This is a genomic window from Microbulbifer aggregans, assembly GCF_020524005.1.
GTDB lineage: Bacteria > Pseudomonadota > Gammaproteobacteria > Pseudomonadales > Cellvibrionaceae > Microbulbifer > Microbulbifer aggregans_A.
In genome coordinates, this window is sequence record NZ_JAIVKK010000004.1 from 629,696 (window position 1) to 654,817 (window position 25,122).

21 protein-coding genes are annotated in these 25,122 nt (G+C 56.3%); 9 read left to right on the forward strand and 12 right to left on the reverse strand.

Annotated features, from left to right (window positions below; genetic code table 11):
* Positions 1–627 carry an NAD(P)H-dependent oxidoreductase gene (locus LC093_RS10265; RefSeq protein ID WP_226664687.1) on the reverse strand — a complete coding sequence of 209 codons (627 nt, stop codon included), beginning with the start codon at positions 625–627 and terminating at the stop codon, positions 1–3.
* An 89-nt stretch (positions 628–716) separates the two neighbouring features.
* Positions 717–1,349, reverse strand: coding sequence for a Crp/Fnr family transcriptional regulator (locus tag LC093_RS10270; RefSeq protein WP_226664688.1), 633 nt, complete (start codon positions 1,347–1,349; stop codon positions 717–719).
* Positions 1,350–1,534: 185 nt separating this feature from the next.
* Between LC093_RS10270 and LC093_RS10275 the strand changes: the two genes are divergently transcribed.
* The 6 genes from LC093_RS10275 to LC093_RS10300 all read left to right on the forward strand — a co-directional run bounded on the left by LC093_RS10275 (position 1,535) and on the right by LC093_RS10300 (position 6,801).
* Positions 1,535–2,059, forward strand: a complete 525-nt coding sequence (locus LC093_RS10275) for an asparaginase (protein WP_226664689.1) — start codon at positions 1,535–1,537, stop codon at positions 2,057–2,059.
* A gap of 111 nt (positions 2,060–2,170) precedes the next feature.
* Positions 2,171–3,679 carry an aldehyde dehydrogenase gene (locus LC093_RS10280; RefSeq protein ID WP_226664690.1) on the forward strand — a complete coding sequence of 503 codons (1,509 nt, stop codon included), beginning with the start codon at positions 2,171–2,173 and terminating at the stop codon, positions 3,677–3,679.
* Between the two features lie 169 nt (positions 3,680–3,848).
* On the forward strand, positions 3,849–4,163 hold the full coding sequence (locus LC093_RS10285) for a hypothetical protein (protein WP_226664691.1): 315 nt from the start codon (positions 3,849–3,851) through the stop codon (positions 4,161–4,163).
* Positions 4,164–4,300: 137 nt separating this feature from the next.
* The gene (locus LC093_RS10290; protein ID WP_226664692.1) at positions 4,301–4,690 is read left to right on the forward strand and encodes an STAS/SEC14 domain-containing protein; all 390 of its coding nucleotides are present in this window, start codon (positions 4,301–4,303) and stop codon (positions 4,688–4,690) included.
* 107 nt (positions 4,691–4,797) lie between these two features.
* Entirely contained in the window at positions 4,798–5,550 is a 753-nt protein-coding gene (locus tag LC093_RS10295) for a TerC family protein (protein WP_226664693.1), read from the forward strand.
* A 129-nt stretch (positions 5,551–5,679) separates the two neighbouring features.
* Complete coding sequence (locus LC093_RS10300; RefSeq protein WP_226664694.1) at positions 5,680–6,801, forward strand: energy transducer TonB; 1,122 nt, start codon at positions 5,680–5,682, stop codon at positions 6,799–6,801.
* Positions 6,802–6,882: 81 nt separating this feature from the next.
* Here the strand turns inward: LC093_RS10300 and LC093_RS10305 are convergent, their stop codons facing one another.
* Positions 6,883–7,716 (reverse strand): ATP-grasp domain-containing protein, encoded by an 834-nt coding sequence (locus LC093_RS10305; RefSeq protein WP_226664695.1) that lies wholly within the window; start codon positions 7,714–7,716, stop codon positions 6,883–6,885.
* Between the two features lie 96 nt (positions 7,717–7,812).
* The gene (locus LC093_RS10310) at positions 7,813–8,196 is read right to left on the reverse strand and encodes a RidA family protein (protein WP_226664696.1); all 384 of its coding nucleotides are present in this window, start codon (positions 8,194–8,196) and stop codon (positions 7,813–7,815) included.
* Between the two features lie 776 nt (positions 8,197–8,972).
* On the opposite strand from LC093_RS10310, the gene LC093_RS10315 reads away from it, so the two are divergent.
* Both LC093_RS10315 and LC093_RS10320 read left to right on the forward strand, forming a co-directional pair.
* Entirely contained in the window at positions 8,973–11,795 is a 2,823-nt protein-coding gene (locus tag LC093_RS10315) for a hypothetical protein (protein WP_226664697.1), read from the forward strand.
* A 70-nt stretch (positions 11,796–11,865) separates the two neighbouring features.
* Positions 11,866–12,891: a hypothetical protein gene (locus tag LC093_RS10320; RefSeq protein WP_226664698.1), complete on the forward strand. Its 1,026-nt coding sequence runs from the start codon at positions 11,866–11,868 to the stop codon at positions 12,889–12,891.
* On the opposite strand, the gene LC093_RS10325 is transcribed toward LC093_RS10320, so the two are convergent.
* From LC093_RS10325 to LC093_RS10355, 7 genes are all read right to left on the reverse strand, one after another.
* Positions 12,872–13,255, reverse strand: coding sequence for a DUF6632 domain-containing protein (locus LC093_RS10325; RefSeq protein WP_226664699.1), 384 nt, complete (start codon positions 13,253–13,255; stop codon positions 12,872–12,874). The genes LC093_RS10320 and LC093_RS10325 overlap by 20 nt on opposite strands.
* Before the next feature lie 112 nt (positions 13,256–13,367).
* Entirely contained in the window at positions 13,368–14,252 is an 885-nt protein-coding gene (locus LC093_RS10330) for a transglutaminase domain-containing protein (protein WP_226664700.1), read from the reverse strand.
* Positions 14,253–14,570: 318 nt separating this feature from the next.
* The gene (locus LC093_RS10335; RefSeq protein WP_226664701.1) at positions 14,571–16,457 is read right to left on the reverse strand and encodes a hypothetical protein; all 1,887 of its coding nucleotides are present in this window, start codon (positions 16,455–16,457) and stop codon (positions 14,571–14,573) included.
* Between the two features lie 293 nt (positions 16,458–16,750).
* Positions 16,751–17,254 carry a DUF2059 domain-containing protein gene (locus LC093_RS10340; RefSeq protein ID WP_226664702.1) on the reverse strand — a complete coding sequence of 168 codons (504 nt, stop codon included), beginning with the start codon at positions 17,252–17,254 and terminating at the stop codon, positions 16,751–16,753.
* Between the two features lie 239 nt (positions 17,255–17,493).
* Positions 17,494–20,178 (reverse strand): aminopeptidase N, encoded by a 2,685-nt coding sequence (gene pepN / locus LC093_RS10345; protein ID WP_226664703.1) that lies wholly within the window; start codon positions 20,176–20,178, stop codon positions 17,494–17,496.
* A gap of 261 nt (positions 20,179–20,439) precedes the next feature.
* Positions 20,440–21,933, reverse strand: a complete 1,494-nt coding sequence (locus LC093_RS10350) for a CoA-acylating methylmalonate-semialdehyde dehydrogenase (protein WP_226664704.1) — start codon at positions 21,931–21,933, stop codon at positions 20,440–20,442.
* Positions 21,934–22,048: 115 nt separating this feature from the next.
* A complete protein-coding gene (locus LC093_RS10355) occupies positions 22,049–23,398 on the reverse strand; it encodes an aspartate aminotransferase family protein (protein ID WP_226664705.1) in 1,350 nt (449 codons plus the stop codon).
* Between the two features lie 234 nt (positions 23,399–23,632).
* On the opposite strand from LC093_RS10355, the gene LC093_RS10360 reads away from it, so the two are divergent.
* Positions 23,633–24,556, forward strand: a complete 924-nt coding sequence (locus LC093_RS10360; RefSeq protein WP_226664706.1) for a LysR family transcriptional regulator — start codon at positions 23,633–23,635, stop codon at positions 24,554–24,556.
* Positions 24,557–24,575: 19 nt separating this feature from the next.
* On the opposite strand, the gene LC093_RS10365 is transcribed toward LC093_RS10360, so the two are convergent.
* Complete coding sequence (locus LC093_RS10365) at positions 24,576–24,977, reverse strand: hypothetical protein (protein ID WP_226664707.1); 402 nt, start codon at positions 24,975–24,977, stop codon at positions 24,576–24,578.
* Between the last annotated feature and the right edge of the window lie 145 nt (positions 24,978–25,122).

The following is a 25,122-nucleotide window of genomic DNA, read 5'->3' on the forward strand; positions in this document are numbered from 1 at the left end:
TTAGATAACCTGCGCGAAATCGTTTGCGGGCAGGCGCACCTTCTCGAGTATTGCGTGATCATCTTCCGGATGCCGGTATCCCAGCGCACACAAGGCGGTCGCGGTAAGCCCCTGCTCGGCCAATCCCAGTACCTGATCAAACCCTTCCGCCTCGAATCCGGTCATGGGGCAGCTGTCGATTTGCAGGCTTGCTGCCGCAGTGAGCAGTGTGCCCAGGGCAATAAAAGCCTGTTCCCGCGCCCAGCTCGCACGCTCTACTGTCGTCATGCCTGCAAGCACGCCTTTCATATGTCGGGCCATGCCGGCTTTGTCGTCGGCGGTCACGGGGCGAGCCCCTTCCAGCAGGGACATATAGCGATCAACGGTCTCATCGCCGGTGCGGGTCTCGATGGCGAAAACCAGCAGATGGGAGCAGTGCAGAACCTTGTACTGCCCCATTGCATGGGGAAGCAGGCGCTCGCGAACGGCTCTGCTATCGACCTGGAACAGGCGGTAGGGCTGCAAACCGTAGGCCGAGGCGCTCAGCCGCGTGGCCTCGATAAGGGTTTCTACATCGCTCGCCGGCAGGCGCTCTTCGCTAAAACGGCGCACGGCGTATCGCCATTGCAACGCGGATAATACTTGCATCGCTCTCTCCTGAATCTGGCACTTGAAAGGGGAGATCGGTCACTCCCCAACACGCGGTGCAGTCTATGGGCTCAGGTCGGCGAGGGCATTTACATAGGTTGAGCGATCAGCAGGTTTTTTCGTATCCGGCTGAGCTGGGTGGGGGTGATCCCCAGGTGGGAAGCAATGTGGTATTGCGGCAGGCGCTCGGCCAGGCTGGGAAAATCCTGCAGGAAACGCTGGTAGCGAACCGCGGCCTCATCCTGTACCAGCGAAACTTCCCGAGGTTCCTTTCCGATCAGCCAGTGCCGCTCGAGATAGCGAATGTGATACAGCTTGAGGTCTTCGTTTACCTGCAGCAGGTGGCGGTATCCGGCGTGGTCAATCTCAATGATTGCGGAATCTTCCAGCGCGTCAATGGTGTAGAGCGATGGCTCCCCGCGCAGTAGCGCGGTCATCGAACCGGGAAAGCGGCCTTCGGGGAAAAAGTTCTTGTTGTACTCGTTCCCTTTGTCATCGAGTACATACACTCTGAACAGTCCCTGATGTACATAGGCAAAAGAGCGCGGTGTTTCTCCAGCGGGATACAGCTCGGTGCCCTTTTTGACCTGGCGCCAGGTGCAGAGTGTGCGGTAGGCCGTCCAGGTGGCATCGCTCAGGGGGTAGTAACCATGTAGTGTTTTACGCAGGGCGATAAACGCCGCCTCTTCCTGAGACAGCAGGGAATGGGGGTGGGAGGGCATGAAATCCGTCGCGCCTTGGGCTCAGTTTGGGGTGCTGATTATAAAGTGACGCACCCTGCGTCCGCAGCTGAAATTGACCGAACGGCTTAGGAGTGATGGCGTGACTGCCAATGGAAACTAAGATTGTCCCATTCCAAAACCCCCTCTAAGATGCGCGCAACTGTACTCATTCAGTGGGAAAAACGATGACAGATCTCAACCAAAAAGCCACTATCCGCATTCTCACCACCGGTGGCACCATCGAAAAGAGTTATTGTGAGTCCGAGGGCACGCTGAAAAACCGTGCCTCGATCATTCGCGACGGCCTGATCGCCAGTCTGCGTCTGCCCTATACCCATCTCGAGCTGGAAAGTGTCCTCAACAAGGATTCCCTGGAAATGGACGATAGCGATCGCATGCAAATCTGCAGCGCCATCGCCGCCACCGCCGAACAGGGCGACCCCATCGTGGTGCTGCATGGCACCGATACCATGTCGGTCACCGCCGAGTATTGTTACAAGCAGATGGGTACTCCCAAGGTCGCGGTGGTATTCACGGGCGCCATGAAGCCCATGGGTTTTATCGACTCCGACGCCCGTCAGAATGTCACCGAAGCCCTGCTGGCGGCCCGGCTGATGGGGCCCGGTTTCTATATTGCTTTCCACAACCGGGTGTTCGAAATCCCCGGTGCGCGCAAAAACCTGGAAACCGGTACTTTCGAGGCTGTCTGAGCGCAAATTTACCGGTATGATGCCGGGGTCTTTGATTTGTGATCACATTTTGGGTATAAACTGAATAATACTTCAGTTTTAATCGCCTTCTACCAAGAATCGAGGTGTGCCATGGCAGAACAGAATAAGACCCCGCAAACCCTGCAGGAGTGGCAGGCGCTGGCCGCCGAGCTGAACATCGAGGGCCGGGCCTTTATCAACGGTGAATACGTGGATGCCCTGTCCGGTACCACCCGCCCGAGCATTAATCCCGCCGATGGCAAAGAGCTGGCGCAGATCGCCAGCTGTGGCCCGGAAGATGCCGAGCGCGCGGTAAAAGTGGCCCGCGAGACTTTCGAGTCCGGTGTGTGGTCGCATATGCCGCCGATGGAACGCAAGAAGATCCTGGTGCGCTTTGCCGAGCTGATCGAGCAGAACAAGGTCGAGATTGCACTGCTGGAAAGCCTCGACGCGGGCAAGCCCATCAGCGACACCATGAACGTCGACGTGCCCAGTGCGGTGACCACCATCCGCTGGAATGCGGAGGCGATCGACAAGATCTATGACGAGATTGCGCCCACAGGTCCGAACGAGATCGGCCTGATTACCCGTATGCCCCTGGGGGTGGTCGCGGCCATCGTGCCCTGGAACTTCCCGCTTTCCACCACTGCCTGGAAACTCGGGCCGGCACTGGCTACCGGTAACAGCGTAATCCTGAAACCGGCCTCCAATACTCCGTTGACTGCCATCAAACTGGCCGGGCTGGCAAAAGAAGCCGGTCTGCCGGACGGTGTGCTGAATGTACTGCCGGGGCCAGGCAGCAGCCTGGGCAAGACCCTGGGCCTGCACATGGATATCGATGGCCTGACCTTTACCGGTTCCACCGAGGTGGGTAAGACCCTGACCGAGTACTCCGGCCAGTCCAACCTCAAGCGCACCTTCCTCGAGCTGGGTGGCAAGAGTCCCAATATCGTCTTTGCCGATGCGGATCTGGACAAGGCGGCAGAAGCCGCGGCACTGGCAGTGTTCTACAACCAGGGGGAAACCTGTACTGCTGGCACCCGCCTGCTGGTCGAAAAGAGCATCGCCGACACCTTTATCGAAAAAGTGAAAAAGGCCTCCGAGCGCTTCCAGCCCGGTCACCCGCAGGACCCCAACTCTGTAATGGGTGCCCTGATCGACCAGAGCCAGTTCGATACGGTCGAGTTCTACGTGGCCAAAGGCCTGGAGCAGGGCGCACAACTGGTTTGTGGCGGTAAGCCTGCAGACGCGGTGGCGGGAGGGCACTATTACGAGCCCACCATCTTCCGTGGTGTAAATGGCGATATGAAGATCGCCCGCGAAGAGATCTTTGGCCCGGTACTGTCCATCATCGAGTTCGAGACCGAAGAGGAAGCGCTCAAGATCGCCAATGATTCTATCTACGGTCTGGCGTCCGGCGTATGGACCCGGGACATCAGCCGTGCTCACCGCATGGCCCGTGATATCCGCGCCGGCTCCGTATGGGTGAACAACTACTTTGGCGGTGATATCACTGTGCCGTTCGGCGGCTTCAAGCAGTCGGGCAATGGCCGCGACAAGTCCCTGCATGCGCTGGACAAGTACTGCGAGCTGAAATCTACCTGGATCGATATCAGCTGAACCCTTTTCCCATTCTGACTCCTTCGGGCCGCTATTGCGGCCCTTTTTTGTGCGGGCGCAACAGTGATACCTGTGAACCCATTCAGTGAAGGTACAGCCTGGAGTTGGTACAGTTTCGTCTACCTACTCATGGTCCTTACATGATAATCAGTCAGACAGGTTGGCAATTATGAAACAGCGTCCTTTGATTTCCGTATTCTTGATGGTCGCGCTGGCAACGGGAGCGGCCTCGGCGGTGGCAAAACCGGACAAGTCCGGTAACCTCCCTCCCGGGTTGCAGAAAAAAGTGAATCGCGGTGGTGAGTTACCCCCGGGCTGGAAGAAAAAGCTGCGACCTGGCTATGTGCTGGAAGATGCTATTTACGACCATGCAGTTATTGTGCGCCCAGTGGACAACCGGGGCATAGTGACCGTGCGGATCGAAGGGGAGCTGGTGCGCTTGATGCATGCTACCCATGAGATTGTCGACATCCTGTCCCACTGACCCGCTCTTTTCCCCTGTCGTCCCCTCGACATCCTGCCGCCGGTTGCTTGTGACCGGCGGTGACCCACCCTAAACCTAAGGCCACCGATAGAGTTACAATGCAGTTTCTTGCGCTGTGACACCAATCAGGAGGGTACATGGACGATTATCACCACGGTTTTTCCATTGGTATTGAGCGTACCGGTACCGAGCGCGTACTGCTCAGAATGCATGCGAGGGGTAAGCTGGAGCACGAAGACTACGAAACTCTCGTGCCGATGCTGGAAACCGCCATCGCGGGTATGGAGCACCCCAAAATAGACGTGCTCATGGACATGCGCGAACTGGAAGGTTGGGAAATCCGTGCAGCCTGGGACGATCTCAAACTCGGGGTCAAGCACGGTCGCCAGTTCAATAAAATTGCGATGGTCGGGAATAAGCGTTGGCAGGAAATCGCCGCAAAAATCGGAACCTGGTTTATCGGCGGTGAGGCCAGATTCTTCGAAGGCCCGGCAGAAGCCTTGGCCTGGCTACAACAAAACACATAAACTCTACCCTCAATACTTCCTGAATAGCTCTATCTCTTACCTGAGGGCTGGGGCCGTTTCCATATTTCCAAAAAATAAACACAGTTACGTCTACGTGGGGGACGCGCATGTTCGAATGGATTGCGAGCCCGGAGGCCTGGATTGCCCTTGCCACCCTGGCTGCCCTGGAAATTGTCCTGGGTATCGACAACATCATCTTTATTTCGATTCTCGTCGGTCGCCTGCCCGACAAGCAGCGTGAGCCTGCACGTCTCATTGGTCTGGCGCTGGCCATGGTCACCCGGTTGGGGTTACTGTTTTCGATAGCCTGGATTATGGGACTTACGGAACCCTGGTTTACGCTCTTTGGTGAAGAGATTTCCGGGCGGGATGTGATCTTGATTGGCGGGGGCCTGTTCCTGTTAGCCAAGGCAACCCATGAAATTCACAACAGTCTCGAAGGTGTGGACGGCGAAACGACCAGTGCGGCCACCGCCAGTTTTGGCATGGTGCTGGTACAGATTGCCATTCTGGATATCGTGTTTTCCCTCGACTCGGTAATCACCGCGGTAGGCCTTGTGGATCATGTTTCCATTATGGCCATTGCCATTATCCTCGCCGTTGCCGTCATGCTGTTTGCAGCCAAGCCTATAGGGGACTTTGTTGACCGTCATCCGACCATCAAGATGCTGGCACTTTCCTTCCTGATACTGGTGGGGGTTACTCTGATTATTGAAGGCTTCGATGTACATGTACCGAAGGGGTATATCTATTTTGCGATGGCCTTCTCTGTCGCGGTGGAAATGCTCAATATCCGCTTGCGTAAGAAGCAGGCAACCACCGTCAAACTACACAAGCCGATTGTTGAAAAACTGGACTGATCGGGCTGGGCGTTTTACATCGGTTGCAAAAACGGCGAACATGATTGTTCGCCGTTTTCAGTTGTGGGGAACGTAGATGTTCGCTGCAAATGGTTTATGTATAAACAAAAATAATAACTTGGATGTGTAATGTTGATACGCAATTTGTATTCAAAGTTCAGTTTGGTTTCATTTGCGCTCGTTATTTTGAGTGCAGTACCTGGGGAGAATGTCACTGCCGCTGAATTGGGAGCGCTATTTTCCAGCTATCAGGCGGCGGTAAATGGCGGGGATCGGGATGTTATTGTGGAGGCTGCGGCCGCTGTCTATGACGAAGCAAAAGCATCACTACCAGAGAGCAGCAAAAGCCGCGCAGCTGCGACGCTGAATTACAGTAAGGCGCTGTTCGGAGCGCGGGAATATATGCGCGCAGAGTCTGTTTCCGGAGAGGCTGTTGCACTTTATGAGGTGGCGTACGGTGAGGACGCCATTGAACTGGTGGACCCATATCTGGAGCTGGCCCGGACTACAGTGGGCAACCTCCGGGAATCATCCGGTCACCGGGCAACGTATAAACGCTATACCAGGAAAGCGCTAAGTGTTGCCAAGCGGGCAGAGGGGAAAGACTCTTATCTTTATGCGGTGGTCTCGCTGGAGGTTGGACGAATCGCCCTGGACTATGATCACTCCCCTCAGGCCGGTATATATCTAAAGGATGCTCAGGAGGCCTTCTCCGGTCCTTTTAGCAAGTATCTCCTGAATAACTTCCTGGCGAATTTCTATCTGGGGAAATTCCATATGGCCAGGGGGAGCCGGGCGGACGCGCGTTCTTACCTGGAGGCTGCCCTGGGGGTTGTAGAGCAAGAGGCCGGGCCGGACAGTGCGCTTGAAATGACAGCCAGGGCATTTCTTGTTGATATCTATGAGTCATTGGGTGAGCCGGAGTTATCCGCAATACAGTGCCGCGCCATTGGTAAAATGGTCCCGTTCGATATGGACCAGGAGCCGAAACCTCTTTTCCGCAGATTGCCCGAGTACCCGCGTGCCGCCTTGCAGAGTGGTCGTGAAGGGTATGCCATCGTCAATTTTACGATTTCAGATAGTGGCATTCCGACCGATATCAAAGCCGTTGAGACCAGTGGGTCCAAGAGTTTTGGCAAGGCAGCAGAGGATTTCATAAAGGGCCTGCGCTATGCGCCGCGGTTTGAGGCGGGCGAGCCGGTAGATACACCAGGTCGCGAGATGAAAATCAGTTTCAGCATGGCAAAGTAGTTGCTGTGTCGAAGTGGCGAACAAATAAAAAAGGGCGAATTTATTCGCCCTTTTTTATTAACGGTCCTCTGTCGTAGCAGATCAGGCCACTTGTCTCAGACGTCGGCGTCGCGGAGCGCTGGGTCGCGTAGGGTAGTTGGGGCCTGTAGGTACGGAGCTATTGAATAGGTATTGCAGAATCGCATCCTGCAACCTTGCCGCACCACCTTCAACGCCTTGGTTGCCAAACAGGCGATTGAATTCGATTACGTAGGGGTGGTCCCCGACCATGGCGATATCCCAGCCGGCGTGATTGATGCCCAGCGTGCGCGCCAGATGGAGCGCCAGGTCGATGGCGGCCTGGGGCACCGGACTGTGGTCCACGCTCCCCCCCTTGGAAACGTTGTTGTAAAACCCCTGTGCGCTTTGCAGTCGCCAGTAGGCTGTTACTACTTCATCACCCACGATTACGATACGGATATCGCGGTCTATGGGTAGCCATTCCTGCACGTACAGCACATCCGTCTTTTTCAGGTAGGCTTTCCAGTCTTCCCGCTCTTCGATCAGCCAGACACCGCAACCCCGGGCGGCCTTGGGCAGCTTCGCCACGAACGGGTGATCTATCTTCTCCCACAGGGCGGCGGCGTTTTCCGGGGTATTGGCCAGGATTCGGGTATGCGGGGTATTGGAGGGGGCGACCAGCTCGAATGCACGGCTCATTTCGATCTTGTTGTGGCCCAGGCGATAGCTCGACTCGCTGGGGAAGACGCGCGCATTGAGGCTGTAACTTAGGGCGTTCAGCTGCCAGTATTCGGGGAATAGTACCCATTCCGCCTCGGCAATTTCCGCCTTGTATTTGAAGACTTCCTCGGGCTTTAGCTGCAGGGTATCTGCGAAGCCGAGAGTTCTGAAAACGTCAAAAGAGACCCACGCCACTGGTTAAAACACACGCAAGTTGAGATGCGCGTTTTTACCGGCAGCGGGCCTCCGTCGTCAAGCAATTTTGCGCCTGTTGAAGCGTTTTTTCAGGCCTCAGCGCGCGACCCGGGCGGTCACCTGGATCTCGATCTTCATAGCGTCGTCCAGCAGCCGGGCTTCGAATACGGTGGCCGCCGGGCGTACCTCTCCCAGCCACTTCTGTAGCACGGGCCAGCAGGGCTGGAAGTCATCGCGGTTGGGCAGGATATAGGTGACCCGTACGATCTCACCAATCGAGGAACCGGCTTCCTTTAGCGCCTGCTCGATATTCGCAAAGCACTGGTCGGCCTGTTCGGCTGCATCGCTACTGATGGAGCTGGTGGCATAGTTGTAGCCGGTGGTGCCGGATACAAATACGTAGTCACCATCAACGACTGCGCGGGAATAGCCGATCTTGGTTTCAAACTCCGATCCGCTGGAAATAAGCCTTCTGCTCATTGGGTGCCCTCCGTGGGAGCATAAATTCTGGAGGCGCGATCATGGCGTGTTCTGTGTCTTCACGCAATGCTCGTACAGAGTTTTGAACTGTACTCAGGTGTCGTCATACACATTGAACCAGATCGCTTTGTTCATTGTTATCGGGCGAGTTATTCCTATCGCAGAGATTGCTGATTAATGCCCAGGATAATTTCGGAAAAAATTCCCTGCTTACAGCTTTGTGCGTACCAGAAGAATTTTGCTGTAAGCCCCTTTCTGTCAATTCAATATTGATGTGAGGGGAGCAGTTTGTGTTGAATTTCGCTACTTCTACGGGACCGCTACGCACGTCAATATTGGAAGTGATATGAGGGTTTCCTTTTGCTGCGCTTATTAAAAGACGATGGTTTTTTTACCTTTTTCGATTGTGATGTGGCCATTTTCAAGGCGCTCTATCGTTAAGTTCTCTTCTCCCTGGCCGACATAGTCATTCGGCCATTTGCTCCATTTGATATTCGCACGGCTTATCAATTCTGGTTCTGGCCACAATTTGGGCTTGATCGTTAGGTCTGTAATGGCTTGGCGCAAAATAGCCCAAAAGGACTATTGAGGCGCCGGGCTACGAGCGGCATTATTCGCAGTTCACATTTTTAGTGTGACAAGTGTCTCAAAATAGCGTTTGCTGGGGGTAAATCGCAGGCGCCATTTAAGGGATCTTACGTCCCTGTTCAGGTGTTGGGGCCTGAGAGGGATGTATCAGGAAGACTCTCATGTTGAAAGAATTGGGGAATACAAGAATGTATAAAAAGCTTGCTTTGGCCCTGGCGGTCACAGCACTCGCCGCCTGTGGTGGCGGTGGTGGCAGTAGCTCGCCGGATACGGGTGGCGGTAATAACGGTGGTAATAATAACGGCGGTACAGGCACCGGCACTGACAACCCGATACCGGTAGGTGGTACTGCCGCCAAGGGAATCATTTCGGGTGCGCAAGTGGTTGCGAAGAGCGATGCGGGTGAAGTGCTTGGCAGTGCGGTGACCGCAGAGGATGGCTCCTATTCTATCGAGCTGGATGGTTATTCCGGTGCCGTTCGCCTGGAGCTGAGTGCGCCTGAGAGTGGCATCGCATTAGTAACCTGTGATACCGCGCAGTGCCGTACCGCAGGCGAGAATGACCAGGACAGCAATGCCGATGGTGTGATTACGTTCGCGGAACAATACGCCCTGGATTACACGCTGAGTTCCGTGGTTTTCGTCGAAGAATCCGCGACCGCACTCACGTCCAGTATTACCGCCCTGACCACTCTGGTTGCAGAAAAAGCAGGCGCTACCCCGGATCAAGCGTCTATCAGCGCTGCGAATACTTTTGTTAAAGATACTTTTGGCCTGGATGCGGACCCGAGCACCGTAGCACCGGTTGACCTCACCAGCGCCACGTCGGCTGGCGAACAGGATCTGCGCTTCGCATTGATCAATGCGGCAATCGAAGCGGCCGCAGAAGGTGGCGACGTTGCAGCGCAGCTGGAAAGCCTGAGCGCAGGCTTCGCAGCCAACACCGTGGATGCTGCTGTACTGGAAAGCGTGAATGCAGCCATCGACAGTGTTGCCACCGCGACCAGCGAAGGCAATAACGAGCTCGCCGGTGTGGCCGATGCGGCTGCCGGTGCAGTAAAAGCAACGGGTGACGCGATTGCCGAGAACTGTGCCAATGGAACCTGTACCCCCGAGGTAGAAGTGACTGGTGATCTGGCCAGCAACCTTGAGCAGGCCAAGGCGCTGGTCGCCACTGTGCGCAAGGTATCTGTCGAAGCCCTGGAAGCGATCAAGTCCGAATTGGACGAGACTTCTGTAGGCTACAACCAGGACAACCTGGTTGTGCAGATGGATAGCGCCGCGCAGGTTTTGACTGACGACAACCGCGACAACATTGGTGCGATTGCCGAAGTAGCAGGCCTGCTGGCTGAGCAGATTTTCCGCGATATCGAAGGTGAGCAAGTGTTCACCAGCCTGAGCGCGGCTGCGGCGGCGGCCTATGGTGATGCCGAGCACTGCGAGTGGGTCGCCACTGAATACCAGGAACAGTGCCTGGCCGAGTACGAAGCAGAAAAAGCGGCGTACGTGGCTCAGTTTGCGACTGGTAGCATCGTGCAGGAAGGCCAGGCCTGGAGCGTGGCAGATGCCCTGTTCGATGCGGATGGCAATACTGCCACCACCGAAGATCAGGTGGCCATTGACCTGACCATCGGCATGCCTGAGATCCAGTCCAAGGTATTCGAAGGTGAAGAGCGTCTGTACGTTGACGCTGGTGCGCATGTACTGGCAATCAGTGGTATGGCAACCCTGGGTGACAGCAGCTTCAAGATCAACGAAGGTTCCGGCTTCTCGCTGGAACTGTCTGAGGAACTGATCGACATCGACGTGGGCACCGGCGAAGGTGAAGACCCGCTGGGCGAGCCGCAGATTGAAAACCTCGCGCTCAACCTGGATGCGGAAATCATCAATGCCACCCACCGCTTCAACGGCTCAGTGGAAATCACCGGTGAGAAGTCCGAAGCGATGTACGACTCCTTCGACCCGGCGATGAACGACAAATCCGCACACGCGCTGTTGCCTGAAAAGCTTGCGCTCTCCGGTGTGTTCGAAGAACTGGCTACTGCGAAATCCCTGGAGGCCGCTGTAGTTGTAACTATCGATAACGCCGATGACTTCCTGTATGTGTTGGAAGGCTTCGAGCGCGATGACCTGACCAGCTACAGCTACAACGCCGCGGATAACACCGTGACCGTTAAGATTGGTGAGGAAAACAACTATGCGATTGCGACTTACGCGCTCTCCGAAGTGGTATACGACGAGTACTACAGTGACTTCTACGTCACTGTTTCCTGCAACGAGGTTGTAGGGGATGCCAGCTGCCCGGCGCAGCAGGAATACTACTTCTGGGGGCTCAACGACGTTCGTTCCGATCTCACCCAGCTGGAGTGTGAGAGTGAGTATTACAACGGCTACTGGGAGTGGGAATCCAGCAATTGCTACATCTGGGTAAGCCCGGAAAACAGCAATGTTATGCAGGACCTGCGCGTTGCGTTCACCGCAGAATACAGCTACATGCTGGACGGCCTGTACGCTGGTGTAGCGGGTGAAGGTTGGTACCGTGCAGGCCCGAGCGAGTGGTGGCCGAACTATGTGGGCAAGTCCGTTTTCTCTGGCACTAGCGGCACCATCGCAGCAGAACTGGTGGAATCCGACATCAATTTTGATGCCGAAGACCGTTACCTGAAAGCGACCTTCCGCGTAAGCGCCCACGGCAATCTGTCCGCAAACCTGCCGGCAATGGATGTCGAGCTGGTGGCGAAGCGTACTGGCTATGAAGTGGCGGAAGTGATTCTGAGCCTGGCTTGGGGTAATGACAGCCTGCGGGTTGAATATCCTGTTAGCAGTGAAGGCAGTAACACTATCATCCTGTCCGACGGCAAGGGTGCTGAGTTCAGCCTCGAGCTGGCTACCGATGGCGAGACCGTTACTGGTGTCATCACCAAAGACGGCACCGTTTACGGTACCCTGGCAGAAGAAAATAACGCTTATGTGATTACCTGGATCGACAATGGTATTGAAACACTGCTCTAAGCAGTGTGACTCTCACAGGAGTAGAAAAGGTCACCTTTGGTGGCCTTTTCTGTTTCTGGCACTGGTGAATGTGCCGCAAGAGTCAGTCGCACTGGAAAATAACGGGATACAGCTGAGTTTCACCTCGCGCACGGTGAGTGAAGCGCTGCCCATCAAAGAGTTTGCTGATGAATGGCGAACGCCACCGGGCAAGGGTGACAGTACCTGGACCCGCAACCGCTTCGATCAGGGCGTCTGGTATGAAGACTGGGGCTTTGGTTATACCCAGCGCTTCGATTACCAGCTGCGCTACAACGAGGCCACCACGGATCTTTACTACCGGGACGAAAATGACCTTGACCCACCCACAGGGCGGGTACCGGTGTTGCTGGAGATTTCCCAACTGCGGGCGCAGGGCATAAAGCTCAAACGTCGCTGGCAGTGGTCGTCCGGCTTTTTTGCACAAGCAGATTTATCACTGTTGAGCGCCAGTGATTTTCAGGATGGGATTCTTGCCGGGGAACTGGGGAGCGATAACGAGTTTTTTTCCGGTAGTGCCAGGCTCGACTACCGCTACAGTGAGGACCTACTACTGGAGCATCAGTTCGAACCGCCCGAAGGCCGGGGTATAGCTCTGGATTTCAATATCGGTTATGCCGGTACACACCGATCTGCCAGCCTGGTAGTTCAGGATCTGTACAGCGCCATCGAGTGGGAGCAGGCACCGCATACCTTTGGCGCGTTTGATTCGGTCGACCGTGAAGTCGCACATGCCGTGCAGCTTAACCCCTTGTTTACCGGCAAGCGTTTGCTGGAAGACTACCGCCAGCGCATGCCGGTCTATGCCACGGCGCACTACGCAGAACATCGGGCATCCGTTGACTGGGCGCTGGATCTCGAGCTGTTCGATGGCGATCTTCGCTACCGTCCAGGACTGCGCTGGGACCAATTGCCGGGCAATCCCTACCTGGGATATGAAGTGGTCGATGGGCAGTGGTTGTTGCAGCTCGGCGATGATCGCGGTTTCTGGCATTTCCAGCTGGGTTCTGACAGTGCCGACTGGGAGTCGGCCCACAGCCTGACGCTCGCGTTTGGCTTTAGCGCGCCGATTTTCTAGGCATAAAGTACCAGAGCAGGGCCGCCACCAGAAAAAGCGCGGGTATGTCCCCCAGCAGGTTGGCCCGCTCTGTGTTATCCACCAGAGCCTGCACCAGCATAATCGCGCCGTGCACGATACTCGACCAGATCGTAAACCAGATCAGGCTGCGATTTGCCAAAGGATCGCGGGCGGACAAAACCAGAAATACGCCCAGCGTTGCGTAGATCCCCATAATCATTTGTTCGTATTCCGGCTGTCGCGGTGTCCAGCCCCAGCCATTGGGCCAGACCCACATCATCATTGGATAAATGCCGAAGATGAAAAACAGGCCGATTACGACCAGCAAAATTTTCAACCAGTACAGTTTTTTGCTTGCGTCCATTTCTGTGTTCCCAGGATTGTGCGTTTTTCGGGAACAAGCATAGATACTGCGGAAAGTATTGGGTGATCAATAAGGCTCTGATTTTTACAGCCTGACTCAAGTCCGAATATTTTCACGCTTCTGGCGCAGCGTTTTTGGCACCGTAGTTCCTGCTGGAAAGTACGCCCTGATCCCTCAGCTGATAGATGTTACGCAAATTGGCCTGCGCTGAGCTGTTGTCCCCATCCAGGTAAAGCGCCTGGTTGTAACTCATTTCTGCCAAATCCAGAGTGCCACGCTGGCGATAAAGGTAACCGAGCGTTGTCCATGTCATCGCGGATTGCTGGTGTAATGTCAGCGCGTTATGGATGAGTGAAAACGCCAGCGGCAGATCGCCATTATTAGAAGCCTCTAGCGCCAGGTTGTTCAGATACATCGACGCCACCTCCTCGTCTTCCAGTGGGATATGCGGGAATTGCGAACGGGGCTTGAAGTTAATCTCAATCACTTGCGACGACCAGCCGTAGGATACTTCCGCGTTGATATGCAAAATATTCTGTATTACCTGCCGGCCATTCGCATTGCGTATTTTCGCGCGGCCAAGCGGCGCATCGACGCGATTGAAACTTGCCTCCAAACCGACGTCTCGGGCCAGTGCAACGATTAAGGCTGCGAAAGAAATGCAATTGCCGCGTCGTTCAGCGAAGGCTTCTGCCGCATTGGTCGTGCGGTTCAAGTCGTATTCGAGCTGAAATCCATCGAGCTTGAGCGTGCGGAGTATTTTCCGGAATCGTCGACTGGGGTGGAGCGTGGGATCTATCGAATCGATAAATTCCCGCATTTCCGGGCTAATAGCGAGTAAGTCTGCTGTTTTTTCTGATCCAGCGTCACTCGCGGTAATATGGGTTTGCTCGAGTAGATGTTGGGTATTCTCCGGTGAGTAGTGTGCCTTGATGTCGGGAATATGGGCGGCACAGCCCACATGAAAAATAGTGATCAAAATCGCAATCCAGCGCATAGTCCAGTCCTCCGTGTCAGTGCTTTTAAGATGTACTGAAACTGGAAAATGGATGACGGGTAACGGTGAATGCCCGGAATCAATCGATGAAGTGAATCGACCGAACTGAGTTGCGCGATGAAAGGATGCTAGCCGCGGGTGAACGGTTTTGGAACTTGATGGCGGGGAAGGGGTTGTGTGCCACGGATGGCCGGGCCGTGCCCTTTTTGAATTCCTGGAATGGGTTTCCGGTGTGGATTTTGGGCGTAAAAAATACTGGAGAAAGAGCGCCCCGGACATCGTCCGGGGCTGGCCGCACACAAGGTGCGGTAATAGGGATTACTTGTCCTGATTTTCCAGGCGGATTTCTTCCTCGCGGCGCAGGTAGCCAGCGTGCTCAGAATCCTGCTCCAGGCTCTGGCTTGCCGGCATGGCGCGGGTTTGCTGGTTGAGCTGGTGAAGCTGTGAAGCGTTGCCGAGGTCGCGCGCGCTGGTAATCGTGGCGATGGACTCGCGATCCTTGAGGAAATTGACCACGTCTGTCTTGATGCTTTGCAGCTCGCGGTCATCGCGATGCATCTCCAGGATATGGCGCGGGTGCTCCAGGTTCTGCATGCCGGTGGAAGCAAAGGTGGTGGAAACAATACGCGACACCACTACCCAGGGGGTGATGCTGCTGCGCACCAGCGTGTTCTCCGAACGGGTGCTGTCGTGGATACCGGTACCAGTAGAAATCTTGGACTCGGTAAAAGTGCCTTCACATTTGAAGTACACCAACAGCGATTCAAACTGGATTTCCGCAAAGTAGATATGCGCAGCATTGCTCAGTAGCTGGCCGAACGACTTCAGCAGGAAGCCGACCAGCAGCAGGTGCAGTGCACCCATGCCCAGACCGAGCAGGGGGAAGATCAGTTCGCTGTTCAGGATCTGCTTGAGCGAGCCGGTTTCCGGCGCAGCGACAAAGCTGTAGATATCCACGGCCTTGTAAGCCAGCATCAAGGTGAACAGTACCGCAATGGCACTCAACACATTGCCGCTGATCAGGGTGGCCAGGCGGACTTTCTTGAAGCCTTCACCCAGGTCCAGGGGTTTTACCTTGGGCTGTACTTCCTGAATCATCTCACCGCGGAAGCCACCCTTGCCGTCGGTTTGCTCTCGCAGCTGCGGATCCAGCTCGCGGTAAACCCGGTTGGGCACTTCCTTGTAACGGCGGTTCGCCATCACCAGATTGTCGAGGTTGATGAAGATTTCATTGGGGTGCACAGACTCCTGCCAGTTTTCCCGCAACTCGGAAACTTCGGCAACCGGAGTCGTGGCCGACAGGCGCTTGCGCATCAGCGCAAATACCAGTGCGGCACTCGCTGCGCCCAGAAGCAGTACGGAAAAAATGTACAGGCCGGGGTTCAGGGCCGGGATTTCCGCAGTAAAAATATCCAGTTGCTCAGGGGATATCCGGCTCTTGACCAGTATCCACGACGCGACCAAGCCGGCAATCACCGGCACGATCAGTGCCAGGCCGATAGTTTTGGTCAGCGCGCTGCCGCCGAGGGATTCGATATTGCGCTCGGCTTTGCGGTTGATCGGCTTGCCTGCCCGGCGCCAAACCAACAGCAGGTACACCATCAACAGGATGGAGTACACAGGGAACAGTAGCTCACCGGCCGTACCGGCAAAGCCCGCCAGAGATACGAAGGCCACCAGGCCGTAGGCGATCAGTCCCACAACGGTGCTGATCCAGGCACCAAATAAGCGCTGGGCGAAGTTGCGGATCGGGTAGGGCATAAACAGCAGCTTGGGCACAAAGGTGTGCAGCAGGCGTGCGAGAAAACCCTGGGGTTCAGTAAAGGTCGCATTCTTGCGGCCGATCAGCATTTCTTCGAGCTGCTTCGCGGTATAGGCCACATAGGCGGACTCTTCCTGCGCGGTGCTGCTCTCAGACTTGCTGCGGTTCTCGGCGAGAGAGGTGGGGTGGTTTCGGCCTACAAAGTAGCGCAGGGTCGCGTAGATACCACCGGCAAGCACCCTGATGCCGCCGCCGAGTAGCAACAGGCCGAACGCCATCAGGATCCAGCCGGAGCCGGCATTTTCCTTGACCGTGCCTGCGGCGGAAATGAGCAGAACCAGGCCTGCAATTGTCTGTAAACCACCGCGTACGGCATTAACCGCACCTTCGGCCTTAAATGGATTCTTTAGTCCCAGGTCAATCGATCCGTAATCGAACGCCATACATACCTCCTAATCTTGCATAGCGCACAAGAATCCGGCGTTCTATGGGTGCCGGCGACAGGCGCTCTAGATAAAAACTGTCGAACAAATGAACAAAAATGTGTGACTTACCGCACAATTCTATGGCGTGAGGTTATATCACGCTTACCCACATATCGCGATAGTTGCTGCGCGAATTGGAGGCTGCTAATGCGTGCGGTAACCAGCATTAGGTATTATGGATCAGTCAAAAAAAATGGGCGCACTGAAAAGTGCGCCCATTTTTGTATCGAAGGCAGTGCCGATTGTAAAACTTACTGCTGCTTGTTCTCTTTCAGTTTATTCATGGCTGCCAACTGGATTTCCTGAATTTTGGGGCCCATGCTGGCCATGCGCTGCTGCATCAATACCATGGTGTGCTGCATGATCTGAGGCATTTTTGCTACCACCGCTTTACCGGCATCAGACTTATAAAATTCCAGCATGCCATCCACTTCGGCCTGGTTCAGGGATTTCTGGTAAACCTCGATAAACATTGGCTCCAGAACCTGCCAGCTGAGCTCTGCTTTCATCAGCGTCAGCATCTGCTGGCGCATTTCATCGATGACTTCCTGATCTTCCGCAGAAATCTCCTCACCGGACAAGGCCTGCTGCATTGAGGCCTGCATGATCTGGTCGGCTTGCGCCAGGCTACCTTCGAGCAGCTTTCGGGTATCACTGACCTCCATGAGCTGGCGGATGGAGTCATCGCTGGGCGCTGTAGCCAGTGCCAGAGGAGTGATGAGAATGGCTGCGATGGAGATCAAAAAGTGCTTCATGGGCTTTCCTTGTTCGCCGTTAAAGGCTGCTTCGCTGAAGCCGATAGTTATATCACTCCAGTTCCGATAATTCGATCGTATGTAAGGGGATGTAATTGTACGTGGGGCTTATGTGAGAGCGTGGCTGGACCTGAAGTGCGCGCCCTGGGAATGTGCAAATGGAGCCTTAATATGCGTTCCTGTTACAAAAAAGGCCCCGAAGGGCCTTTCCTGTATCGGCGTTGCCGATGTGTGCCTGATTAACCGGCGTTACCGTTCATGGCTGCGGCCATGTCCAGGCAGCGCTGGTTTCTGAAACGGCGATTTTTCAGGGCTTTCTCCAGCAGCGGGTTCAATTGCTTGCCGCTGTTGAGGATACCTTCTACCTGCTCGACTCCTTCCTTGCTGCAGTTGAGCGGGAACAGGCGTGCGTAAGTGCCCACCAGCTCCGGTGCGTCGCTGCTATTCACTTCGTCCAGCGCGGCAACGATGCGATCAACGTTGGCAACGTACAGGTCCTGCTGTCCGGTGGGGAACAGGGCGCTGGCTGCATACTTGAGCTGCGCCAGTTTGAACTGGTCGCGGTTCTCAAGGATATTGCCCAGCCACTTGGCCTTGACCGCCTGTTGCGGGCGCAGGGCTTCGGCAGCGATGGCATTCAGCTGTGAACGGTCGGAGCTGTCTTTGGCCAGCTCGTCTTTGATCGCTTTTTCGTAGTCGCCGAACAGGTGCTCGTTCTGCAGGGCGATCAGGTTCCAGCGCTTGTCCGGATCCAGGCTCAGGCCTTTGATGGTGAGCTTGCCGTTGAGCAGTTTCTCGGCGTTGGCCAGAGCCTGCTTGCTGTGGGCAACACTGGTGAAGGTGCCGAACCAGACTTTCTGGGCATCGCTGCCAGCGGCGGCGCTGTTCAGCTGGTTCCAGGCGAAGGTTTCAATCGCCTGTTGCAGTGCTTTGCGCTCGCTGGCGTCCATGTCGATCTGGCTCATCACCATAAAGTGGCCGGTGAGGTGACGGGAGATCATACGGATGACGTTGATGTTCTGCTCGGCACCGCCATTGGCGAGAGCGAAACGAACGTATTCATCCATCGGCAGTTTCGCATCCAGCACGCTGTCTTCGAGGCTCTGCCACATCATCAGACGGGTGAACGGGCTCTCGATGTCATTGATGTGCTTGGACATGTTGTCGACGGAGACCTGATCCAGGGTGACCTTGGCAAAGGCCCAGTCACCTTCGTTCGGGTACACGATCTGCGGGCAGGCTTCGCCTTTGGCGGCGGTGACTTCGGTGCTGGCACCGCTGTAGGTCACCGGAATGGCCTTGCTCAGTACCATTTCGTCGCCCTGCATGTTGTACAGGCCAACCTGGGTGCGCTGTTCACGCAGGGCCGGGTAGTCTGCAGGCGCGCTCTGCTCGATGGTCAGGCTGGCAATCTTGCCGCCCTCGCACTGGAAGCTGGCGTGGATACTGTTCAGGCCGGCCTGGTACAGCCACTGCTGCTGCCACTCGCCCAGATCCTTGCCGGCGGCTTTGCCCAGGTGACCCATGAAGTCGTTCAGGGTGGAGTTCTTGTAGGAGAGATCCTTCAGGTAGTTGGAAACCCCTTTGCGGAATTCTTCCTTGCCCAGGTAGTAGGGCAGCTGTTTCAGGATGGAACCGCCCTTGCCGTAGGTGATGCCATCGAAGTTGGCAAACGCCTCATCGGTGTTTTTCACCGGCAGCTGGATTGCGTGGGTGGTCGGCAGCTGGTCTGCGTCGTAGGCCCACTGCTTGGTGCCCAGGTAGAAGTTTTCCCAGGCATCGTCAAACTCGCTGTTTTCCGCCAGCGACAGGTTGGCCATGTAGGTGGCGAAGCTTTCGTTCAGCCACAGGTCGTCCCACCAGTTCATGGTAACCAGGTCGCCGAACCACATATGCGCCATTTCGTGGGCGATCACGTTGGCCAGGCGCATGCGCTGGGCCTGGGTTTTCTCGCCGCGGGACACATAGCCTTCGTTGAAAGTCACCGCGGCCACGTTTTCCATCGCACCGGCATTGAAGTCGGGCACGATCACCTGGTCGTATTTTACGAATGGGTAGTCCACTTCAAAGTATTTCTGGAAGAACGCGAAGGACTCCTGGGTGAACTTGAACCAGTCGGCCGGTTTCACGTACTCCGCCAGGGTCTTGCGCGCGAACAGGCGCAGCGGGATGCCGTCGGCATCGTCTTCCCACACGGTGAAAGGACCGGCGTGCAGGGAGAAAATGTAAGAAGAAAATTTCTTCGACTGCGGGAATACCCAGTGGTTGACGTCGCCGTTCGCCTTCACGCTTTCCTCTCGCACGGAGGAAATCACGCTCCAGTCTTTCGGCGCGGTCACGTCCAGGGTGTAGTGGGCTTTCAGGTTTGGCTGGTCGAAGTGCGGGAACAGGCGGTTGGCATCGTAGGGTTCGAAGTCGGTGTACATGTACACTTCGCCATCCACCGGATCTTCAAAGCGGTGCAGGCCGGAACCGTTGTTGGAGTACGCGTGTGTATAGTCGATCGCAATCGCATGCTTGCGGCCTTCCAGATACTTAGGCTCGATGGTGATGAACTGGCCGTTGTATTCAAAAGGAACGGTATTGCCGTCCACCTGAACGCCAGCCACTTCACCGCCGGCGAAGTCGACGGTCAGGGGTTGCAGCAGATTGCGACGGAATTTTGTGTCTGCGATCACGCGGCCGGAAAAGGCTTCGCCGGTCTTGTCGATGGTAATGGACAGCTTGTAGTCCACCTGCGCGATCTGCTGCTTGCGCAGCTGTGCGTATTGTTCTGACAGGCCCGGCACATTTTCGCGCTCGATCACTTGATCGATCAGTGCGTGGGCAGTGCTGGTGGATTGCAGCTGGTTTGGCTCGAGGCTGCAAGCGGCGAGGATACCGCTGCACAGCAGGCCAACGGCAAATTTTCCGGTTCTGATCATAGGATCCCCATAGGGTGCATTAGATTTATTGGTGTGCATTACTGCATTAACGGCACCACTTATAGCATGGCGCTAAAGGCGCCACGAAGGCGGCTCACCCCGTTCAAGACACGGTTTGTCGCGGATACAGGTTTCGCTCGGAAGATTCCTGTTGGTGGGAGCGCTTTGGGCGAGGAATGCCTTGGGAATGGTCGACGTGGTTGTTTTGGAACCTGGCAAACCGCCGTCAGGTGCGACGGTTTGCCAGACTTCCCGCAAGGATCAGTTACTCGGGAAAGAGAACTGTGCACCTTCGCGTACACCGCTGGAGGGCCAGCGCTGGGTGATGGTTTTGCGGTTGGTGTAGAAGCGCACACCGTCCGGGCCATAAGCGCCGAGGCTGCCGAACAGGGAGCGCTTCCAGCCGCCGAAACTGTGGTAGGAAACCGGTACTGGCAGCGGTACGTTGATGCCCACCATACCCACGAGAACGTTGTCGCTGAAGTAACGAGCGGCTTCGCCGTCACGGGTGAAAATGCAGGTACCGTTGCCGTACTCGTGATCGTTGATCATCTGCATGGCTTGTTGCATGGATTCAGCGCGTACCACCAACAATACTGGGCCGAAGATTTCCTCTTCGTAGCAGGTCATGCCCGGCTTCACGTTGTCGATCAGGGTGCCGCCGACAAAGAAACCGTTCTCGTAACTGGCCACTTTCGGGTTGCGGCCGTCCACCACTACCGTTGCGCCCTGCTGTTCGGCACTGGTGATGTAGCCGTTCACCTTGTTCATGTGGGCTTCGGTAATTACCGGACCGAAGTCGTTGCTGCTGTCGGTGTAGGCACCGACTTTCAGCTTCTGCATTTCTGCAGACATTTTCTCGATCAGCGCATCGGCTGCCGCATCGCCGACACACACGGCAACAGACAGGGCCATGCAACGCTCGCCGGAAGAGCCGAAGGCGGCGCCGGTCAGGGCTGCTACGGCGTTATCCATGTCCGCGTCGGGCATGATGATCGCGTGGTTCTTGGCTCCGCCCAGTGCCTGGCAGCGTTTGCCGTGGGCGCTGGCGGTGGCGTAGACGTATTCGGCGATCGGGGTAGACCCGACAAAGCTCACTGCCTGAACCTGCGGGTCGGTCAGCAGGGTGTCCACCGCGACTTTATCGCCGTTCACCACATTCAGAACACCATCCGGCAGACCGGCTTCCTGCATCAGTTGTGCGAGCAGCAGGGAGCAGGATGGATCACGCTCTGACGGTTTCAGTACAAAGGTATTACCGCACACGATGGCCAGCGGGAACATCCACAGCGGTACCATCGCCGGGAAGTTGAACGGGGTGATGCCGGCGACCACGCCCAGTGGCTGCATCTCGCTCCAGGAATCAATGTTGGGGCCCACGTTGCGGCTGTGTTCGCCTTTCAGCATCTGGGGTGCATAGCAGGCAAATTCCACATTCTCGATGCCGCGGGTGAGTTCGCCCATAGCGTCGTGGGAAATCTTGCCGTGCTCTTCACCGATCAGTGCGCAGATCTGCTCGGCGTTGTCTTCCAGCAGCTGCTTGAACTTGAACATGATCTTGGCGCGCTTGGCCGGCGGGGTGTTGCGCCATTCGGGATAGGCCGTCTGGGCGGAAGCGATGGCTTCCTCGACGGTGCTCTTGGCCGCGATGGCCACCTGCTTGGTGACCTCGCCCGTGGCCGGGTTGAAAACGTCCTGGGTGCGCTCGGCGGCTTCAACGACCTGGCCGTTGATAAAGTGGCCCACAATGCTCATGTTTTTCCTCTCTTTCAATTCTGTATTCGTCGTTTTCTTAGTGTCATGCCGGACTTGATCCGGCATCCAGCTTCGGAGCGTTGGATTCCGGCATACGCCGGAATGACCGGGCAGGTTAACCTGCCGCTACTTCGGTAATTGCATCGCCAAGCGCGCTCACCAGCGTATCGACCTCTTCGGGCTGCGCCACAAATGGCAGGCCCAGCTGAATGGTGTCGCCACCGTAGCGCACGTAAAAACCTTTTTCCCACATCTTCATTGCGATCTGGTAGGGGCGCAGCAGTGGCTCACCCGGTGCCGCCTCGATGGTCAGTCCGGCGGCCACGCCGCAGTTGCGGATGTCGGTGATCAGCGGAGTGCCCTTGAGCTGATGTACCCGCTCTTCGAGCACTGTAGTGAGCTCAGCCGCGCGCGTGATCAGGTTTTCTTTCTCCAGGATATCCAGCGCCGCAAGGCCCGCGGCACAGGCCACCGGGTGGGCGGAATAGGTATAGCCGTGGGGGAGTTCCAACAGATAATCAGGGCCGCCCTGTTCCATAAAGGTGTCGTAGATCTCCTGTTTGGCGATCACTGCACCCATGGGCACCGCACCATTGGTGAGCTGCTTGGCAGTATTGATGATGTCCGGGGTTACACCGAAGGCCTCGGCACCGGTGGCGGCGCCCATGCGGCCAAAGGCGGTAATGACCTCGTCGAAGATCAGCAGGATGTTGTGCTGGTCGCAGATCTCCCGGAGGCGCTGCAGATAGCCTACGGGCGGCGGCAACACGCCCGCGGAACCGGCCATGGGCTCCACGATGACCGCGGCGATATTGGAGGCGTCGTGCAGGGCGATCATTTCCAGCAGTTCGTCGGCCAGGTGGGCGCCGTCTTCCGGCATACCCTTGCAGAACTTGTTCTGCGGCAGCACGGTGTGGGGCAGGTGGTCGGCATCCACGGCGGGGCCGTAGAGGGCGCGATTGGCACCGATACCGCCGACACTGATGCCGCCAAAGTTTACGCCGTGGTAACCCTTGGCGCGGCCGATCAGCTTGGTCTTGCTGGGCATGCCTTTCTTGCGCCAGTAAGCGCGGGCAATCTTCAGGGAGGTTTCGGCAGATTCGGAACCGGAGCCGGTGAAAAACACGCGGTTCAGGCCTTCTGGCATGAACTGGGTGATGCGTTCGGCCAGTTCAAAGGCCTTGGGGTGGCCGAACTGGAAGGCGGGCGAGTAGTCCAGGGTACGCAGCTGCTCGCTTACGGCATCGGCAATCTCCACGCGGTTGTGCCCGGCGCCGCAGGTCCACAGGCCAGACAGGCCATCGAACACGCGGCGGCCATCGGCGGTGAAGTAGTAACAGCCTTCCGCGCCGGTGATGATCCGCGGATCCTGCTTGAACTGGCGGTTGCCCGTATAGGGCATCCAATGGGCATTCAGTTGAGCCTGGCTCAGCCCGGCAAACTTATCGCTCACGCTACTCTCCATTCTTGTTATTTCCGGCGCATTTGACCGTTGGGTTACGGCAAATTTAGAAGAGAGTTAAAGTTTCATAAATTGCAATTTATCGATCTTTAGTTTCATATGCTTGAAACTAAATGCTGCGCCCCACCTGTAGGAGCCTGCTTGCAGGTGAACAACGCTGGTGGTGGCCATTGCTGCCGTGAAGGTTCGCCTGCAAGCAGGCTCCTACGGGGGCGTTGTGGAGAGAGATTAGAAGACATGGCTCGCACCCAAACGGCCCTCCTCGGGCAGCTCAGTGACATCGACCTGCGATTGCTGCGGGTATTCCGCGCAGTGGCGGAGGCGGGCGGCTTTACCGCAGCGGAGCTGGAACTCAATGTGGGACGTTCCACCATCAGCCGTCATATCAAGGATCTGGAGGTGCGCTTGGGCGTCAGCCTGTGCCGGCGTGGACGCGGTGGGTTTGCACTTACTGACGAGGGGCGCCAGATCTACCAGGCGACTCTGCGCTTATTGGCCTCCCTGGATACCTTTCGCGGCGAGGTGGCCGATGTGCACAAGCGCATGACCGGCCATATATCCATTGCCCTGTTCGACAAGATGGTCACCAACCCGGCGGCCCGTATCGGCGAGGCCTTGCGCCACTTCGACGATCTGGCACCGGAAGTGAGCCTGGATATCCACATTGAGCCGATCAACGAAATCGAGCGCGGAGTGATGGAGGGACGCTTTCAGCTGGGGGTGATACCCGCCCACCGCGCATCCCCCAGCCTCGAATACCAGCATTTGTTCTACGAGCAGATGTACCTCTACTGCGGTTACCGCCATCCTCTGTTCGATACGGCGGATATCTCGATTGATGACGACGCGATCCGCCGGAGTAAGTACGCTGGTCTTGGCTACCACTCACCGAATATGGAAGTCGGTAATCGTTTGGGGCTGGAGCGGGATATTACGGTCAACGACCAGGAGGCCATCGTTCACTGCCTGCAGTCCGGGCGCTATATCGGCTACCTGCCGGATCACTATGCGGAAACCTTCTTAAAAAAAGGCGAAATCCGTGCGATCTGTCCACAGCGCTACCAGTACGAGTGCGACTTTGTCGCTATTCAGCGGCAATCGCCCAGGCCGTCGAGGATTGTAAAAACGCTGTGGGAGTGCCTGGCGGATACACACCGTTGAGGGCTTGCGTCATAACGCCTTAGTGCTCGCTATTTTTTACAATATGAAAAAATCGCCGCAGGGCTTTGGCTTTTTCTTCACGTCGCTTCATTTCCCGTTCAAGTTTCCTGCGTCGCTTTTCTTCATCTGTAGGCCAGGTGTCCGCTTCGGCCAGGGTGTGGATAACAGATTGCCAAAGTTGTCCACAGTCCAGCAGCAGGGGGTTGTGGATAATCGGGTAGCGGTTTTCCTGGTCGCAGACTTGCAGCCAGCCGTGCAGGGGGTGGTGAACCAGCAGGGTTGCCCGGGTGTTGGAGTTTTTGGCGGCGAGATTGATAAACGCGGAATGCAACTGCGTGCGGAAGCTTTGCGCGCCGGCCATGAACGTTGCGGTATTTCCGTGATATTTCAGTTGCAGCTGGAGAAAGCGGTAGGGAAGCATGATTCGACGTGAATTGGTTCAGTAGGAAATGCTGGTGTGGTTGCGTAGCCTGAAAGTGCCAGGCACACAGCGAGGGTGAGGTAACACAGCCAGCCATAGGGGTATGTGCGCCGGGCGTGGAGGGGGAGATGCTTGATCCATGATG

Bases quoted from the DNA above. Each gene is read 5' to 3' on its own strand.
- LC093_RS10265 (WP_226664687.1), bottom strand. From the start codon at position 627: ATGCAAGTATTATCCGCGTTGCAATGGCGATACGCCGTGCGCCGTTTT.
- LC093_RS10270 (WP_226664688.1), bottom strand. From the start codon at position 1,349: ATGCCCTCCCACCCCCATTCCCTGCTGTCTCAGGAAGAGGCGGCGTTT.
- LC093_RS10275 (WP_226664689.1), top strand. From the start codon at position 1,535: ATGACAGATCTCAACCAAAAAGCCACTATCCGCATTCTCACCACCGGT.
- LC093_RS10280 (WP_226664690.1), top strand. From the start codon at position 2,171: ATGGCAGAACAGAATAAGACCCCGCAAACCCTGCAGGAGTGGCAGGCG.
- LC093_RS10285 (WP_226664691.1), top strand. From the start codon at position 3,849: ATGAAACAGCGTCCTTTGATTTCCGTATTCTTGATGGTCGCGCTGGCA.
- LC093_RS10290 (WP_226664692.1), top strand. From the start codon at position 4,301: ATGGACGATTATCACCACGGTTTTTCCATTGGTATTGAGCGTACCGGT.
- LC093_RS10295 (WP_226664693.1), top strand. From the start codon at position 4,798: ATGTTCGAATGGATTGCGAGCCCGGAGGCCTGGATTGCCCTTGCCACC.
- LC093_RS10300 (WP_226664694.1), top strand. From the start codon at position 5,680: ATGTTGATACGCAATTTGTATTCAAAGTTCAGTTTGGTTTCATTTGCG.
- LC093_RS10310 (WP_226664696.1), bottom strand. From the start codon at position 8,196: ATGAGCAGAAGGCTTATTTCCAGCGGATCGGAGTTTGAAACCAAGATC.
- LC093_RS10315 (WP_226664697.1), top strand. From the start codon at position 8,973: ATGTATAAAAAGCTTGCTTTGGCCCTGGCGGTCACAGCACTCGCCGCC.
- LC093_RS10325 (WP_226664699.1), bottom strand. From the start codon at position 13,255: ATGGACGCAAGCAAAAAACTGTACTGGTTGAAAATTTTGCTGGTCGTA.
- LC093_RS10330 (WP_226664700.1), bottom strand. From the start codon at position 14,252: ATGCGCTGGATTGCGATTTTGATCACTATTTTTCATGTGGGCTGTGCC.
- LC093_RS10335 (WP_226664701.1), bottom strand. From the start codon at position 16,457: ATGGCGTTCGATTACGGATCGATTGACCTGGGACTAAAGAATCCATTT.
- LC093_RS10340 (WP_226664702.1), bottom strand. From the start codon at position 17,254: ATGAAGCACTTTTTGATCTCCATCGCAGCCATTCTCATCACTCCTCTG.
- pepN (WP_226664703.1), bottom strand. From the start codon at position 20,178: ATGATCAGAACCGGAAAATTTGCCGTTGGCCTGCTGTGCAGCGGTATC.
- LC093_RS10350 (WP_226664704.1), bottom strand. From the start codon at position 21,933: ATGAGCATTGTGGGCCACTTTATCAACGGCCAGGTCGTTGAAGCCGCC.
- LC093_RS10355 (WP_226664705.1), bottom strand. From the start codon at position 23,398: ATGGAGAGTAGCGTGAGCGATAAGTTTGCCGGGCTGAGCCAGGCTCAA.
- LC093_RS10360 (WP_226664706.1), top strand. From the start codon at position 23,633: ATGGCTCGCACCCAAACGGCCCTCCTCGGGCAGCTCAGTGACATCGAC.
- LC093_RS10365 (WP_226664707.1), bottom strand. From the start codon at position 24,977: ATGCTTCCCTACCGCTTTCTCCAGCTGCAACTGAAATATCACGGAAAT.